Genomic DNA, 15,616 nt, shown 5'->3' on the forward strand with positions numbered 1-15,616 from the left:
GCAGCCACCGTCATCCGCTTCCGACCGCCCAACCCGAGAGCGAGACCATGGACGCACCGATCCGAATCCTTCTGACCAAGCCGACACACGACTGCCACGACCGAGGCGTGCGCTACCTGATGCGGGTGCTCCGCGATGCGGGCTTCGAGGTGGTGTTCACCAACTTCCTCGTCTCCGACGACGTGTTGAGCGCAGCGCTTCAAGAAGACGTCGACGTCATCGGCATCTCGAGTTCGGCCGGCGGCCACATGCCGGTCTTCGAGGAGCTCATGGACGGACTCCGGGAGCGTGAGATGACCGACGTGCTGGTGATCGGTGGTGGGATCATCGCCGACTCCGACGCCGTCCGCCTCCGGGAGATGGGAGTGGGGGAGATCTTCGGTCCGGGAGGTTCGCCCGCCGACATCGAGGCCTTCATCCGCCAGCATGTCAGGCGCCAGCCCGGTGTCGCGGTCCGATGAGGGTTCGGATGAGGCGTCCTCATGCCGGATCGGCGGCCGCGACGTGACCGAATCACTACACGAACGCGTGGTGCGGGGGGATCAGCGAGCCGTGGCCCGCCTCATCACCCTGCTTGAGTCGGGCCATCCCGACGCGCAGCGGGAGGGGGCCGAGCTCTTCCCCCACACTGGGCGTGCACTGGTCATCGGGATCACCGGCCCGCCCGGCGCGGGTAAGTCGACCCTGGTCGACCAACTGATCGCCGAGTACCGGCGCAGGGATCTGTCCGTGGGTGTGCTGGCCGTCGACCCGTCGAGCCCCTTCACTCGCGGTGCGCTCCTTGGTGACCGCGTCCGGCTCCGCTCCTTCGTCGATGACGACCACGTCTTCGTCCGATCAATGGCGAACCGCGGTCACATGGGCGGCATGTCGCTGGCCACGCCGGCGGCGATCCGGGTACTCGATGCAATGGGCATGGACCGCGTGATCGTCGAGACCGTGGGGGTCGGCCAGAGCGAGGTCGAGATCATGAATGCGGTCGACTGCACCGTGGTCGTCGAGGTGCCGGGCATGGGCGACTCCATCCAGACCATGAAGGCCGGCGTGATGGAGATCGCCGACCAGTTCGTCGTCAACAAGGCGGACCGGGACGGTGCATCACGGATCGCACAGGAGATCCGACGGCTGCTGCGGGAACGAGGCGTCGGCCGTCGGGACAACTTGGTCGTCTCGACGGTGGCCAGCACCGGAGTCGGCGTCGACGAACTCGTGACCGCGATCGAGACGTTCCTGGCGGCCCAGCGCGCCTCCGGTGAGCTCGAGCGCCGGCGGGTGCGCCAACTGCACACCGAGCTCGAGCGGCACGTCTCCCAGAAGGCGCAGCACCGGGTGATGGCGGGGCTCCATTCGAAGGTCACCGAAGACATCCTCAACGCGCTCCAGCACCGGACGCGGGACCCGGAGTCGATCGCCGCCGCGCTCATCGACGAGAGCCTGAACGTCGACGCCAACTCGCCGGTGGGTGCGCGACGAGCGGGCCGGTGAAGGTCTACATCAACCAACGCGGTGACGACGGAATAACGTCGCTGTTCCGGGGCGGGCGCGTCCACGAGGACGACCTCGGGACGAGAGCTACGGCACCGTCGATGAGCTGTGCAGCGCGCTCGGCCGCGCTGCCCGGCGCACTCGCCGAGCAGATCCTCGTGATCCAGCGTGAGCTGTTCGTTCTCGGGGCCCAGCTCGCGATAGCCGGCGACCGGTGGGACGATCACGCTCGCAACTGCAACGTGTCGCCCGGTTCCGGATCGAGCGGCCACGACCGGGTGCCGCCCGTCTCGACGGAACGGCCCTCGTCGGCCCCTTCGGGCAGTTCGAAGAGATGCTGGATCCGCTCGAGGACCCGGAGACGTCGCCGGAGGGTCTCGGACTTGCGTCGGATGGCAGCCCGGGTCTCCTCGCGCTCGGCCTCGGTCATCGGCTGCTCACCGGTGCCGAGGTAGAGCCGAGACATGAGCACGAGCTCGCTCAGGTCGAAGCCGACGTCTTTGAGCGCCACGATGCCTTCGAGGTAGAAGCGGTACTCGGGCGGGAACTGGCGGGTGTTGCCCGGCGATCGCGGAGGGGTCGGCAGGATCCCGAGCTCCTCGTAGTAACGGATCGTGCGGGTCGACACGCCGGCATGCTCGGCCAACTTCCCGATGCTGATCCAGTCGCGTCCGGATCGTCCTGGGTTGGCTGCAGCGTCTGTCATTGCGATCAACTCCTCTCCGGCCGGTCGACACCGTCCGAGCTCACGGGGCTGTTGGGGGCGGGTCGCTGACGAGCTGTCCGAGAGTGTGGCGCATTCTCGATGTCAATCCCACAGCCGATTGGTCTCCGCCCAGCCGAGCACCGTTCGTGTCAACGTGTCGCGGTTACGGCGATAGAAGTGGTTGTCCTCCACGACGAGCAACTGTCCCTGCGGTGCCAGGTCCGCAGTCCGTTGGGCGGCGTCCTGGAACGCCGAGGACTCCCTGCTACCCACCACCACGAGACACGGGACATCGATGGCCTCGATGTGCGGCTCGCAGTACGCCTCGGTGCCCGGCGCCCACACCGACACGATCGTACCGGCGCTCGCGAGCAACGGGACGGGGCCCTGCTGGTGCATCAGGATCAGCCGATGCGGATCGCCTTCGGACACCGCCGAGCGCGCCGCCTCGAAGTGCGGCTCGACATCGAAGCCCTCGATCGGGGCCCACGCCTCCTTGGCAGGAGGGGGTGGGCTCAAGAGCACCATGCCGACGCAGCGGCTGTCGGGCTCTCGACTCAGCCAGTAGGTCGTGCGGGCGCAGCCGTAGCTGTGCGCGACCACGATGTACCGGGACGTGCCGACGCCCACGAGCACGTCTCGAGCGGCGCCGAGGTCGATCGGTGCGAGATCGAGGCGCTCCCGCAGCAGTCCGATGGAGGGAGCGCCGTTGTCGAGACCTCCCATGTCGTGGCCGCGGCCGTTCATCGAGAGCACTGACAACCCGAGCTCGGGGGCGGACTCGAGGAGCGAGGCGGGTGGGTTCGCGTAGAAGTTCCCCCACGCGCCGTGGACCGCCAGGATCCCGCCGCGGACGGGCGTGCCGGCGAGGGCGCCGTGCAGCACGATCCCGTCGCTTGTTGTGGTGGTGACGAGTCGCACGTCGGTGCTCGTGAATCGGGCCTTGTCAAGGTTCAGCATCCGGCTCCCTCTTTCGTCCGGCACTTGGGCGATTCGTCGGAGTGACCGTTGACACCCCACTCAGCTCACACTAGCGTAACATTACGTTGAACGATAAATCTGCATGGTCGAGAACTCCGGGACGGAGTGGGGGCACGAGACCTCGACGAGTTGGAGGTATCCAACCGATGACCAGCGAAGGCACCACGATCATCGACGCGCTCGACGTGATCACCGCGCAACAACCCGATGCGGTGGCGCTCGATTACCACAGTGAGCGGTGGACGTACCGAGAGCTCAGCGAGGCCGCGGCACGAACCGCGACGGGGCTGGCCTCCCTCGGGGTCGGCCGCGGCGACCGCGTCACCTTGTTCTCCCAGAACGTGCCCGAGCATGTGCTGGTGTTCCTCGCGCTCGCCCGGCTCGGGGGGATCAACGTGTCGATCAACCCGCAGTGGACCGCCTCGGAAGCGCGCTATCTGATCGAGGACGCCGGCTCCAAGGTGGTGATCGCCTCGGCCGACACGCTGAAGGCCGCCCAGGAGAGCATCAAGGGACTCGGTGCCAAGTTGTTCCTCGTCCGCCGGTCGACGAGCGAGCCGGGCCTCCACGACGTCGAGGTCCCCGACGGCGTCGGTGACTTCGAGGAGGTCACCTCGGCGCCGCCCATGTCCGAGGTGTTCGGGTCGCCCAGCGATCCGGTCACGGTCTGGTACACGTCCGGGACGACCGGCCGACCGAAGGGTGCCATCTGGAGCCAGGAGGTGTTCCTGAACAACGCGCTGGTCACGGCCAAGGACACCTACGGCGTTTCCCCCGGCGACGTGGCGTTATGCCCGATCCCGATCGCCCACAACGGCCTCTCGGTGGCGGCTCTCGGGCCGATGCTGGCCGGCGGGACGTTCTATCTGCATCGCCGGGTCAACCCCGCGGACATGCTGCGCTGCATGCTCGACGCCGGAGTGACCTACATGGCCACCGCCCCTGCGGTGATGAACATCCTCATGATCCACGCGGCCGAGGCAGGGGTCGAGACGCTCCCCGCGATGAAGACGATCGCGATGGGCGGCGCCGTCATCACGACCGACATGCTCGCCCGCCTCCAGAAGTTCATGCCCAACTGCGAGTGCGGGGTGATCTACGCCGGTTCGGAGGGCTACTACGGGACCTGGCTCCCCTCGGAGGCACCGGAGAAGCTGGGTTCGATCGGGCGGCCCTACCTGGGGATGGAGTGGAAGGTCGTCGACGACCTGTGGAATGACGTGGGTGTTGGCGAGGTCGGCAACATCGCGTCACGCGGCTCCGGTTGCATGCTCGGCTACTGGAACCGTCCCGATGTCGACAAGCAGGTCTTCCACGACGGTTGGATGGCCATCGGTGACCTCGGCCGGATGGACGAGGATGGCTACCTGTGGTTCGTCGGCCGGGACCGGGACGTGATCGACAGCGGCGGCTTCAACGTCTACGCCAGCGAGGTCGAGAGCGTGCTCGCCACGGTCGGATCGGTTGGCACGGTTGGGGTCGTCGGCATCCCGGACGCTGTCCTCGGCGAACGGGTCGTTGCCTACGTCTCACCGAACCCGGGTGCCGAGATCGACGTCGCCGAGCTCGAGGAGCGCGCGAAGGATCACCTCGCGAGGTACAAGCAACCCAGCGAGTACCGGGTGCGTGAGGCGCTCCCTATCAACTCGCTCGGCAAGGTGATGAAGCACCTCCTCGACTGAGGACACCCCACCCGACCCGCGTCCCGCGCACGGCGAGCTCGCCCGCGAGGCCCCTACCGCAGCGGCTCGTCGCGCGCGACTGCGCCGTCGAACACACCTGAACGGAAGTGACCCAGGAGATGAAGAACTGATGAGCGAACAACGGTTCGAGGGGTACCGCGGACTTCGGGTCGAACGCGACGGATACGTCCTGCGGGTGACTATCTCGAATCCGAGATCAGAGCTCAACGCGATCGACGAGCACCTCCACGAGGAGCTCGGCCGCCTGTTCGCCGAGCTCAAGACCGAGCGAGATGCCCGGGTGGTGCTGCTGCGGTCCGAGGGGCGCGTCTTCTCCGCCGGCGGCGACTTCTCGTGGTTCGAGAAGCTGCGGGCGGACGGAACCGCGCTGGAAACGCTGCGCCACGACGCCAAGCAGCTGATCTGGGACCTGCTCGACATCGAGGTGCCGATCGTGGTCGCGCTGCACGGCCACACGATGGGCCTAGCGGCGACGATCGCCCTCATGTGCGACTGGGTGGTCATGGCGGAGGACGCGCTGATCGGAGATCCTCACGTCCGGATCGGCGTGGCGGCAGGCGACGGCGGCGCGGCCATCTGGCCGCTCATCCTCGGGCCGCTGCGGGCCAAGCAGTACCTGCTCACAGGGAACACGATCGGTGCCGCCGAGGCCGAGCGAATCGGGCTCGTCAACGAGATGGTCACCCTGGACCGGTTCGAAGCACGCGTTGAGGAGGTCGTCAGCCAGCTCGGCGAACAGGCTCCCCTCGCGGTCCGCTACACCAAGATCAGTGTCAACAAGCTCATCAAGGAGTCGTTGAACATCGCCTTCGACACGTCGCTGGCGCTCGAACTGGTGACGATCCGGAGCGATGACCAGGGCGAGGCGATGGCCGCGAAGGCCGAACGTCGGGCCCCGAAGTTCGCGGGTCGTTGACGATGACCGACCAGTATGGGCGTCCGCAGCGCCTTGTCGTCGATCGTGAGCTCTGCGAAAGCTACGGGGTATGCGCGAGCGCCGCTCCGGCCGTCTTCGCGATCGGCGACGACGACGTGATGCGAACCCTGCAGGACCCGATCGAAACGTCGGAGCAGGGTCGGGTCGCCCAGGCCGTGCAGCTCTGTCCGCGCCAAGCGCTCCGGCTGGAGCCCGTGGACCAGCCGCTCGAAGCCGACGTGGAGAACAACGTGTACGACATCCCGATCGAACGCGGCAAGATCCGCGAGTTCGCCCGAGCGACGGGCTCGAGCAACCCGGCCTACCTGACGGAGCAGCCGGTTGTCCCGCCCACGTTCCTGACCACCGCACGGCTGGCGTGGGAACCACCCGACCAGGACACCATGGCGTTGGTCGGCTTCGACCTGCAACGGCTTCTCCACGGTGCCGAGGACTACGAGTTCCTCCGGCTACCGCGTGCAGGTGAAACGCTTCAGGTCACGAGCGAGGTGACCGAGCGCTTCGAGAAGACGGGCAAGCGGGGCGGAGCGATGAAGTTCGCCATCGTCGTCACCGAGTTCCGCAGCGAATCGGGCCAACTCGTGGCCCGTCAGCGTTCGACGTTGATCGAGACCGGCGCCGCGCCGAGCGGGGAGGGGTCATGACGGTGCTCACCATTCGTCCCGGGGAGCCGCTGCCGACCCGAACCTTCGGTCCGGTCACCCGTACCGACATCGTGCGCTACGCGGGGGCATCGGGAGACTTCAACCCCATCCACCACGACGAGGGCTTCGCCACGGCCGCGGGCTTTCCGACCGTGTTCTCGATCGGGATGTACCAAGCAGGCCTACTCGCCACCTACGTGACAGATCTGCTCGGACCCGAGAACGTGCGACGGTTCTCGGTGCAGTTCCGGGAGCAGGTCTGGCCCGGTGACGAGCTGAGCTGCTCGGGGACGATCACGGAGGCCGATGACGGCGGTGCGGGTCGGTGGCGGGTCGCGCTCGACATCGAGTGCCGGCGCTCGGGCGGCGGCGTGGCGATCCGGGGATCGGCGGAGTTCGTGATCCCGAGCGCTGGCGAGGGCGCCGGTCGCTGAGCCGGCTGCGATGCGCCGGGGCGTCACCCCCGGCGCGGTCGCGCGAGCGGCCCCGGTGAGGTGATCCCTTCCCGGGTCCGCCACCCCGGCAGCGCTACAGGCCCATCGATTTCGAGATGATGGTCTTCATGATCTCGGTCGTCCCGCCGTAGATCGTCGTCACCCTCGCGTCGAGGTAGGCCCGGGCGATCGGGTACTCCATCATGTAGCCGTAACCGCCGAACAGCTGCAGGCATCGGTCCGTGGCGCGTCTCTGCAACTCGGTGCACCACCACTTGGCCGCCGCTGCCTCGTCGCCGGTGAGCTCGCCGCTGTTGAGCGCCACCACGCACTGGTCGAGGTAGGCCTGGGCGACATCGATCTCAGTCTTGACCTCGGCGAGGACGAACTTGGTGTTCTGGAAGTCGGCGATCCGCTTGCCGAAAGCCCGCCGCGTGGTGACGTACTCGACGGTCAGGCGAAGGGCAGCACGGGCCGAGGCCACGCCGGCGACGGCGATCGAGAGCCGCTCCTGGGCAAGGCTCGAGGTGAGGTAGCCGAACGCTGCGCCCTCCTCGCCGAGCCGGTTGCTCGCCGGGACTCGGACGTCGTTGAAGAACAGCTCGGCCGTGTCCTGGGCGTGCAGGCCGATCTTGTCGAGCTTGCGGCCACGATCGAAGCCCTGCATCCCACGCTCGACCACGAGCAGGGTCATCCCGGACCGCCCGGCATCCGGGTCGGTCACGGTGGCGACGATGACGAGATCGGCGTTGATTCCGTTCGTGATGAAGGTCTTGGAACCGTTCACGATGTACTCAGAAACGTCACGCCTCGCGGTGGTCGACATCCCCGCCAGGTCGGACCCTGCCCCGGGCTCGGTCATCGCGATGGCCGTGATCAGCTTGCCCGATGCGATGCCCGGCAACCAGCGCGCCTTCTGCTCGTCGGAGCTGTACTTGATGAAGTACGGCATCGTGACGTCGTTGTGAAGCGTCAACCCGAGGCCGCTGCCGCCCAGCCCCGCGTCGAAGAGCTCCTCGGACAGGATTTGGTTGAAGCGGAAGTCACGCACGCCGCCACCGCCGTACTCGAGCGGCACCGCGGTTCCGATGAACCCGCCGCGGCCGGCGTCGGTGAAGACGGATCGGGGAACGATCCGCTGCTCTTCCCACTCGAGGTGATGCGGGGCGAGCCGCTCGCGGGCGAACGCCCGCACCGAACGGCGGAATTCCTCGTGCTCTGGCTCGAAATGGGGACGCTTCATCACTGGTCCTCAGACAGTTGATCCGATCGGTCGGCGGCGGGGTCAGCCACCGGGGTACATCCCGCCGTTGACGTGGATCGTCTGGCCCGTCGTGTGACCGCCACCCTCCGAGAGCAGGTACCGCACGGTTGCGGCGACGTGGCGCGGATCCCCGAACTCACCTTGGGGGATCCGCTCACGCAGCTGCTGCCAGTGTTCGTCGGGCAGCGCGCCGCTGAGCCGTTCGTGCCACACCACCGCGGGCGCCACGGCGTTGATCGTGACGCCGTCGACGGCGGCGTCGAGAGCGACGGATCGGGTGAAGCCGATGACCCCGGCCTTGGCGGCGGCATAGGCCGCCTGCCCGAAGGTCGGCTGGTACGCGTACACCGAGGCGAAGGTGACGATGCGACCCCACTTCGCCTCCCGCATGGGTGTGATGAACGCCCGGGTGAGGAAGAACGTGCTGTCGAGGTTCACGCTCAGCACCCGCCGCCAGTACTTGGTCTTGAGCTCCGCGACGTCGGAGATGTGCTGCATGCCGACGGTGTTCACCACGGCGTCGACGTGGACGCCCTCGGCCCGCAGCTCGTCGGCGAAGGCGGTCACGGCGTCCTCGTCGGTGGCGTCGACCTGGTGGAACCGGAGTCGGTCAGCGGCTGACCCAGCCACCGAACGTGTCCAGTCGCCGGAGGGAGCGTCGAGTCGATCACAGGCGACGACGGAGTGGCCTTCCTCGATCACCTCGGTGACCACCTGGCTGGCGAGCCCTCCGAGGGCTCCTGCCACGAGCACGGTTCTTCTCGGATCACTGGTCATTCGTGTGGTCTCCTTGGCACGCGGTCGGGTTGAGGTTATCTTACGTTCAACGTCCACAATAGAACAGGGCGTCTTGGCGCCGGAAGCACCGGAAGCAGGGGATGGCGATGTCGTGTCGTGTTGAGAGGCAGGGGGATCAGGCGGTCGTCGTCCTGGATCGCCCAGAGCGGAAGAACGCGATGAGAGATGACGACTGGCGTGAGGTGGCGGGACTGCTGCGCGGGCTCGCCGACGACGGCGATGTGCGGGTGGTTGTCGTCACGGGGGCGGGCGGCGACTTCTGCGCCGGCGCCGACCTCGTGGTCGGCTCCGACGAGATCAGCCCGCTGCGCCGGGTCCGGCTGGCCACCGAGGTGGCCGAGGCCCTGCACACGCTCCCCCAGCCGACCATTGCGAAGGTCCAGGGCGTGGCCGTGGGAGCCGGCTGCAACCTGGCCCTCGGCTGCGACTTCGTCGTGGCCTCGGAGGAGGCGCGCTTCGCCCAGATCTTCGTTCGCCGCGGGCTCGGGCTCGACGCGGGAGGATCGTGGCTGCTGCCCCGACTCGTCGGGTTGCGCCGGGCCAAGGAGCTTGCACTGCTGGGCGAGATGATCTCGGCGACGGAGGCACAGGAGTACGGGCTCATCAACCGGGTCGTCGGCGCCGACGACCTCGACGCCGCCGTCGACGACCTGGCCGCGCGGCTCGCAGCTGGACCGCCGATCGCCATGGCGGCGATCAAGAGAACCCTCAATGAGAGCGTCGGACCGCCGATCGGCACGTCGCTTGCGCTGGAGGAGTACTCCCAGAGCGTCAACCTGGTGACCGAGGACTTCAGCGAAGCCGTGGCGGCCTTCGTCGACCGTCGGCAGCCGACTTTTCGGGGGCGATGATGGTCGGTGCACACAGCAACCGCCGCGCCCCCGGCTCGATCGACCTGACTGGACGCGTCGCGATCGTCACCGGGGCCGGCAACGGCCTCGGGAAGGCCCACGCCAAGCTCCTCGCCCACCACGGGGCACGGGTGCTCGTCAACGACGTCGGTGGAGGTACCGACGGAGCAGGACACGACGGCGGGCCCGCCGCACGAACCGTGACCGAGATCATCGAGGCCGGTGGCGAGGCCATGGCCAACACGTCGTCGGTGGCGAGCGAGGAGGGAGCCCAGCAACTCGTCGACGACGCCCTCGCAGCGTTCGGCCGAATCGACATTGTCGTCAACAACGCCGGCATCCTGCGCGACGCCACGCTGCACAAGCTCGCGTCCGACGACCTACGAGCGGTGATCGGGGTCCACCTGCTCGGCACCATGTTCGTGAGCCGGGCCGCGCTCCCGCACATGCGGACTGCGTACTACGGCCGGTTCGTGCACACGACCAGCGTTGCCGGCATCTTCGGCAACTTCGGACAGAGCAACTACGCCGCCGCCAAGGCCGGCATCGTGGGGTTCTCCCGGGTCCTCGCCGAGGAGGGCGCCCGCTACGGCATCACCTCGAACGTGATCGCGCCCCTGGCGCGCACCCGGCTCACCGAGTCGATCCTGGGCGCGCAGGGACAACTGCTCGACCCCGAGTGGGTCTCGCCGCTCGTGGTCTACCTGGCCAGTGAACCGTGCACCCTGACCCGGGAGACGTTCTCGGTCGGGGGAGGCCGGGTCGCTCGCGTCGTCACCAGCGAGGCGCTCGGCTGGGTTGCCCCGGAGGGTGCCGGCCTGACCGCTGAGTTGGTCGCCCAACACCTCGACGAGATCATGGACATGTCGGGTGCCATCGTCCCCGATCGGGCCGACGACGAGATCGCGTTCGCGCTCCGGGCGCTCGGCGCATCCGATGTTGAGACATCCCTCGGAGCGAAGGCCGAACGATCGCCGACGCAGGCGAGCTCATGAACGAACGGCGACACGAGGACAAGGAGGTTGTGCGGTGAGCGAGAAGGTGTTCGTAGTCGGCGTCGGGATGACGAAGTTCGAACGCCCAGGCCGGCCCGTTGCCCACGACGTCGGCTGGGACTATCCGGACATGGTGCGGGAGGCCGGCACGGCCGCGCTCGCCGACGCGGGGATCTCGATCGATCAGGTCGAGGCCGGGGTCGCCAGCTACGTGTACGGCGACTCGTGTTCGGGCCAACGGGCGATCTACGAGCTGGGCGAGACCGGCATGCCCATCTACAACGTGAACAACAACTGCTCGTCGGGCTCGACGGCGCTGATGCTCGGGCGTCAGCTCATCGAGGGCGGACTGGCCGAGATCGTCCTCGCCGTGGGCTTCGAGCGGATGCAGCCGGGCTCGATCAAGGAGCACTGGGCCGATCGCGCCCAACCCCTGGCGCGGCACTCGGCGGCCATCCACCAGCGCTATCCGTCGCAAGGCGCCCCGGTTGCGCTCGAGCAGTTCGGCAACGCCGGTCGTGAGCACATGGAGCGCTATGGCACGACGCCGGAGCACTTCGCCATGGTCGCGGTGAAGAACCACCGCCACAGCGTCAACAACGAGCGGGCCCAGTTCCGTGACGAGTACTCCCTCGAAGAGGTCCTCGCCGCGACCCCGGTGTTCCCCCCGCTGACGAAGCTGCAGTGCTCACCTACCTCCGACGGCGGGGCCGCGGTGGTCCTGATGGGGGAGCGGGCGGCCCGTCGGCTCGGCCTGGAGCGGCGCGCGGTGCGCATCGCCGCGCAAGCGATGGTCACCGACTTGCCGTCGTCGTTCGACGGCAGGTCGGCGATCGCGTCGGTGGGCGCCGACATGACCGCGCGTGCCGCGGCGCAGGTGTACGAGCAGTCGGGCTTCGGGCCCGAAGACGTCGATGTGATCGAGCTGCACGACTGCTTCGCTACCAACGAGATCATCTCCTACGAGGGACTGGGACTCTGCGAGGTCGGTAAGGGCGGCCAGCTGATCGCGGCCGGGGCTACCACCTACGGTGGCCAATGGGTCGTCAACCCATCAGGCGGGCTGATCAGCAAGGGACATCCGCTCGGTGCGACGGGTCTTGCCCAGTGCGCCGAGCTGACCTGGCAGCTGCGCGACGAGGCCGGTCCCCGTCAGGTGGTCGGGGCCCGCCGTGGACTCCAGCACAACATCGGCATCGGTGGGGCCGCCGTGGTGACGATGTACGAGTCGCCGTCGTTGAGCAACGATCGCGACAGCGAAGGAGCGTCCTGATGGCGCTGTACGACGACGAACACGATCAGTTCCGCTCGATGGTCAAGGCGTTCATCGAACGCTCCGTCGAACCGAAGATGGAACGCTGGAACGAGGCGGGCATCGTTGATCGATCGTTCTTCACCGAGGCCGGATCCGTCGGCCTGCTGGGCCACCGCGTGCCAACCAGGTGGGGTGGGCCCGGCATCGACGACTACCGCTTCTCGGCCGTGCTGCTCGAGGAGCTGTGCCGGCCGGGTCATGCGTCGCTCGGCTGTTCGCTCACCCTCCAGAACGACGTGGTGCTGGGCTACCTGCTAAGTCTGGCCGATGACGCCCAGTGCGAACGGTGGCTCCCGGGCGTCGTGACAGGGGACAAGGTGCTGGCCGTCGCCATGACCGAACCCAATACCGGAAGTGATCTGGGCGGGATCGCGACCAAGGCCCGCCGGGAAGGCGACACCTACGTCGTCAATGGAGCCAAGACGTTCATCTCGAACGGTCACAACGCCGACATCTTCGTGGTTGTCGTGCGCACCTCCGAGGACCGCCACCGAGGCCTGTCGCTCCTGGTCGTCGAGCGCGACACTCCCGGCTTCACCGTCGGCCGCAACCTGTCCAAGCTCGGGCTGCACGCCCAGGACACGAGCGAGCTGGCCTTCGACGACGCGGTGGTTCCGGCCGAGAACCTGCTCGGCGAGGAGGGCGGTGGGTTCGCCGCCTTGATGTCGAACCTGCCGGAGGAACGACTCGACGTCGCCGTGATGGCGGTCGCAGCGGCCGAGGGCGCGTTCGAACGCACCCTCAACTACGTGAAGAACCGCAAGGCATTCGGGCAGCCGATCGGGAGCTTCCAGAACTCCCGGTTCGTCATGGCGGAGATCGCCACCGAGCTGACCGTCGCCCGGACCTACATTGACCACTGCGTCCAGCTTCACGTGGACGGGAAGCTGACTCCCGAGGAGGCGGCGAAGGCGAAGTGGTGGACGACTGAGCTGCAGTTCAGCGTCGCCCACCGGTGTCTCCAGCTGCACGGGGGCTACGGGTTCATGACCGAATACTCCATCTCCCGGGACTTCGCCGATGCCCGAGTGCAGACGATCTACGGCGGCACCACCGAGATCATGAAGGAGGTCATCGGGCGATCGCTCGGTCTGTGATCCCCGCGCTGGCTGCGCCGCCGCCGGCCCGTCACCGACTGCGTCACCCACGACCAGGTCGAGGCCATGACGACGGGTGACCACGTCGCAGTGATGAACAAGGGTGAGACCCAGCAGGTCGACACGCCGCTGAACCTCTACACCAAGCCGGCCAACCTCTTCGTGGCGGGATGAACCTCATCGAGGCCAAGCCCGACGACGGCAACGCTAACGTCGGCGGGTACATCATTCCGGTAACACCTGCGAGCGCATTGCCTGAGCGGCTGACGATCGGCGTCCGACCTGAGGCTTGGCGGATCGTCTCGGCCCACGAGGGCGGGCTGCCGATCGACATCAACGTCATCGAAGCGCTCGGGTCTGACTCCTTCGTCTACGGATCGTGCGCGGCCGAGGGCGTCTCGTCAACCGTCATCCGTCGTCCTGCCCGGAGATGTACTGGGGTCCGGCACGGTCGGTAACGGGGCCTGCGCCTGGAGGCACCGGTCATTGACTGACGACGCCGGGCCAAGCACGCGGTCGAGGTGGCGGGGGTGACCAACAACCAGCGACGGCCCGGTCGGTCTGAGTCGATCTCGACGAACGCCCAGTCGTAGAAGCGGTGCCCCTTGGCACCCGAGCCGGCCGATAACCGCTGCCAGGGGGGTTTGCGCCACCGACCAGATCACCTGATCGGCCCGGCAGAGCCCGCACCAGTGGTGATCTGGTGGCTGGAGGCGACCGCGAGCACGTAACCGACCTGGCGCCTCTCCAGCTTCGCACGCAGGTGCGGGCTCTGCCCGTACACCTCATCGCCGGTCACCCACCCCTGCGCCGACCCCGGCGTCCAACACACGAATGATCATTCGTGTCGCCAGCTCGCTCTTGGTGGCGAACGCCCGTCCCTGCGGTACCCCCGCGGCCCGGCACCGCTCGACATCGGCCGTCCACACCTCGGGCAGGTACAACTCCCGATCGATGAACGCGTGCCCGGCGCCGCTGGAGTAAGCGAGGAAGACCGCGACCTGGCTGTTTTCGATCCGCCCGGCCGTACCGGTGTACTGGCGCTGCACTGCGACGGTGCTCGTGCCCTTCTTCAGGGCGCCGGTCTCATCCACCACCAGCGCTGCCCCGGACTGCCCCACGTGCTCCACCACGTAGTCACGCAGGTCATCCCGTACGGCGTCCGCATCCCAGACCGCCCGCGACAGCAGGTGCTGCATCTCGCCGGGAGTACGGTCTCCGGCATGTTCGGCAAGGGTCCAGCAGTCCTTTCGCGGCAACTCCGCCAGCAGCCCGAGCAGCATGGCCCGGGCCCGCCGCCGCGGCTCTACGCGAGAGAATCGCCCGGCGATCCGGCCCGTGAGCTCATCGAACGTCGACTGCCATCGCGAGGCCGCTACGCTGTCGCCTACGGCCACCGCACGATCTTACGGAGCCGTTGTCCATGGAGCGCGCGTCGTCATCCCGATGGCATCGACCCCGCGCACTGCCCGTGCGTGCAGCGCGTAGTGGCCCAGAAGGTCAGGGGAGCGGTGCACGACGACGGCTGCGTCCGCCAACCTTCCTGCGGTCGCATGTACACGCGTGCTCCACCGCCATGCGCGCCACACCGGAGTACACCTATTCTGCCGCTGCTGCGCTGCGCATCGGGATCGTGAGCAGCTCACGATCACTGATCGCTGTGGTGCTCCTCCTCGGCTGAGATGATCTGTTCCACAGCCCGCAAGGCGTCAGCCGGTTCCATTCGAGTCCGGTAGTTCATCGAGACGTGGCGTGCCCGGACGACCCGTTCGCGGTCAAGGACGTAGGTGGCCGGCACCGGAAGGCTCCACCGTCCATCCGGTTGCTGTTTGGCCAGCGCGACGACGGTCCCGTCGAGCAGGTGCGGTTTGACGGATTCTGGAAGCTCGAACCTGATGCGGTAGGCAGCGATGACCTCCTGCGCCAGGTCGCTGAGCACGTCGAACTCCAGGCCATGCTTCTGCTTGATCGACAGGGAATCGTCCGGCCTCTCGGGGCTGACCGCGATCAGCCGGGCACCCCGAGCACTGAGTTCCGGCAGTATCTGCTGATATGCCCGGAGCTCAAGGTTGCAGTAAGGGCACCACGCACCGCGGTAGAAGGTCAGCACCACTGGACCGTCAGCCACCCGGGAGTCGAGCGAGACGTCCTGGCCGGTCCCATCGGGGAGCGTAAACGGAGGTGCGACGTCGCCGACCTCGAGGCCCGGGACTAAACCCGCCTCCGCGATGCCGTTGAATGCCGCATTGATAGCGTCGATGACGTGCTGCGGGCGCGTGGCGGTGCGGGCAGTGGCCGCGAACTGTTCCTTGAGTGAGGCAGTCATGTCTTCCTATCAATGGGATGAGTCAGGCTGATTCCGCGGCAACGCCGCGGATGTCGCAGGCTCCGTTGCGCTATTTCATC

The 15,616-nt window shown here is 67.5% G+C and carries 16 protein-coding genes and 1 pseudogene; 11 read left to right on the forward strand and 6 right to left on the reverse strand.

Annotated elements, in window-relative coordinates; all coding sequences use genetic code 11:
• Window positions 1–47: 47 nt before the first annotated feature.
• Both QSK17_RS16860 and meaB read left to right on the forward strand, forming a co-directional pair.
• A complete protein-coding gene (locus QSK17_RS16860; protein WP_285705747.1) occupies window positions 48–461 on the forward strand; it encodes a cobalamin-dependent protein in 414 nt (137 codons plus the stop codon).
• 70 nt (window positions 462–531) lie between these two features.
• Window positions 532–1,485: a methylmalonyl Co-A mutase-associated GTPase MeaB gene (gene meaB, locus QSK17_RS16865; RefSeq protein ID WP_285705748.1), complete on the forward strand. Its 954-nt coding sequence runs from the start codon at window positions 532–534 to the stop codon at window positions 1,483–1,485.
• Window positions 1,486–1,708: 223 nt separating this feature from the next.
• Here the strand turns inward: meaB and QSK17_RS16870 are convergent, their stop codons facing one another.
• Together QSK17_RS16870 and QSK17_RS16875 are read right to left on the reverse strand one after the other, a co-directional pair.
• A complete protein-coding gene (locus QSK17_RS16870) occupies window positions 1,709–2,191 on the reverse strand; it encodes a MerR family transcriptional regulator (RefSeq protein WP_285705749.1) in 483 nt (160 codons plus the stop codon).
• A 102-nt stretch (window positions 2,192–2,293) separates the two neighbouring features.
• The gene (locus QSK17_RS16875; RefSeq protein WP_285705750.1) at window positions 2,294–3,151 is read right to left on the reverse strand and encodes an alpha/beta hydrolase; all 858 of its coding nucleotides are present in this window, start codon (window positions 3,149–3,151) and stop codon (window positions 2,294–2,296) included.
• Window positions 3,152–3,318: 167 nt separating this feature from the next.
• Here QSK17_RS16875 and QSK17_RS16880 point away from each other — a divergent pair, with 167 nt between their 5' ends.
• From QSK17_RS16880 to QSK17_RS16895, 4 genes are all read left to right on the forward strand, one after another.
• On the forward strand, window positions 3,319–4,854 hold the full coding sequence (locus QSK17_RS16880; protein WP_285705751.1) for a class I adenylate-forming enzyme family protein: 1,536 nt from the start codon (window positions 3,319–3,321) through the stop codon (window positions 4,852–4,854).
• Between the two features lie 130 nt (window positions 4,855–4,984).
• Window positions 4,985–5,791 carry an enoyl-CoA hydratase-related protein gene (locus QSK17_RS16885; RefSeq protein WP_285705752.1) on the forward strand — a complete coding sequence of 269 codons (807 nt, stop codon included), beginning with the start codon at window positions 4,985–4,987 and terminating at the stop codon, window positions 5,789–5,791.
• 2 nt (window positions 5,792–5,793) lie between these two features.
• Window positions 5,794–6,456 carry an FAS1-like dehydratase domain-containing protein gene (locus tag QSK17_RS16890; RefSeq protein ID WP_285705893.1) on the forward strand — a complete coding sequence of 221 codons (663 nt, stop codon included), beginning with the start codon at window positions 5,794–5,796 and terminating at the stop codon, window positions 6,454–6,456.
• Window positions 6,453–6,890: a MaoC/PaaZ C-terminal domain-containing protein gene (locus tag QSK17_RS16895; protein ID WP_285705754.1), complete on the forward strand. Its 438-nt coding sequence runs from the start codon at window positions 6,453–6,455 to the stop codon at window positions 6,888–6,890. Before QSK17_RS16890 ends, QSK17_RS16895 begins: the two co-directional genes overlap by 4 nt.
• A gap of 94 nt (window positions 6,891–6,984) precedes the next feature.
• On the opposite strand, the gene QSK17_RS16900 is transcribed toward QSK17_RS16895, so the two are convergent.
• Both QSK17_RS16900 and QSK17_RS16905 read right to left on the reverse strand, forming a co-directional pair.
• On the reverse strand, window positions 6,985–8,133 hold the full coding sequence (locus QSK17_RS16900) for an acyl-CoA dehydrogenase family protein (protein ID WP_285705755.1): 1,149 nt from the start codon (window positions 8,131–8,133) through the stop codon (window positions 6,985–6,987).
• A gap of 42 nt (window positions 8,134–8,175) precedes the next feature.
• Complete coding sequence (locus tag QSK17_RS16905; protein WP_285705756.1) at window positions 8,176–8,931, reverse strand: SDR family NAD(P)-dependent oxidoreductase; 756 nt, start codon at window positions 8,929–8,931, stop codon at window positions 8,176–8,178.
• 107 nt (window positions 8,932–9,038) lie between these two features.
• Here QSK17_RS16905 and QSK17_RS16910 point away from each other — a divergent pair, with 107 nt between their 5' ends.
• The 5 genes from QSK17_RS16910 to QSK17_RS16935 all read left to right on the forward strand — a co-directional run bounded on the left by QSK17_RS16910 (window position 9,039) and on the right by QSK17_RS16935 (window position 13,668).
• Entirely contained in the window at window positions 9,039–9,803 is a 765-nt protein-coding gene (locus QSK17_RS16910) for an enoyl-CoA hydratase/isomerase family protein (protein ID WP_285705757.1), read from the forward strand.
• On the forward strand, window positions 9,800–10,798 hold the full coding sequence (locus QSK17_RS16915) for an SDR family NAD(P)-dependent oxidoreductase (RefSeq protein WP_285705758.1): 999 nt from the start codon (window positions 9,800–9,802) through the stop codon (window positions 10,796–10,798). The genes QSK17_RS16910 and QSK17_RS16915 overlap by 4 nt, the downstream gene beginning before the upstream one ends.
• 34 nt (window positions 10,799–10,832) lie before the next feature.
• The gene (locus tag QSK17_RS16920) at window positions 10,833–12,071 is read left to right on the forward strand and encodes a lipid-transfer protein (protein WP_285705760.1); all 1,239 of its coding nucleotides are present in this window, start codon (window positions 10,833–10,835) and stop codon (window positions 12,069–12,071) included.
• The gene (locus QSK17_RS16925) at window positions 12,071–13,210 is read left to right on the forward strand and encodes an acyl-CoA dehydrogenase family protein (RefSeq protein ID WP_285705761.1); all 1,140 of its coding nucleotides are present in this window, start codon (window positions 12,071–12,073) and stop codon (window positions 13,208–13,210) included. The genes QSK17_RS16920 and QSK17_RS16925 overlap by 1 nt, the downstream gene beginning before the upstream one ends.
• A 170-nt stretch (window positions 13,211–13,380) precedes the next feature.
• Window positions 13,381–13,668: a P-loop NTPase family protein gene (locus QSK17_RS16935; RefSeq protein WP_285705898.1), complete on the forward strand. Its 288-nt coding sequence runs from the start codon at window positions 13,381–13,383 to the stop codon at window positions 13,666–13,668.
• Here the strand turns inward: QSK17_RS16935 and QSK17_RS16940 are convergent.
• Together QSK17_RS16940 and QSK17_RS16945 are read right to left on the reverse strand one after the other, a co-directional pair.
• Window positions 13,608–14,607 (reverse strand): annotated as a pseudogene (locus QSK17_RS16940) (IS701 family transposase); the annotation flags it as partial. The gene QSK17_RS16935 and the pseudogene QSK17_RS16940 sit on opposite strands and share 61 nt — an antisense overlap.
• A gap of 251 nt (window positions 14,608–14,858) precedes the next feature.
• Window positions 14,859–15,536 (reverse strand): peroxiredoxin-like family protein, encoded by a 678-nt coding sequence (locus QSK17_RS16945; protein ID WP_285705762.1) that lies wholly within the window; start codon window positions 15,534–15,536, stop codon window positions 14,859–14,861.
• Window positions 15,537–15,616 lie beyond the last annotated feature (80 nt).

It is taken from the genome of Microtetraspora sp. NBRC 16547 (assembly GCF_030268965.1).
Taxonomy (GTDB): Bacteria; Actinomycetota; Actinomycetes; order Streptosporangiales; family Streptosporangiaceae; genus Microtetraspora.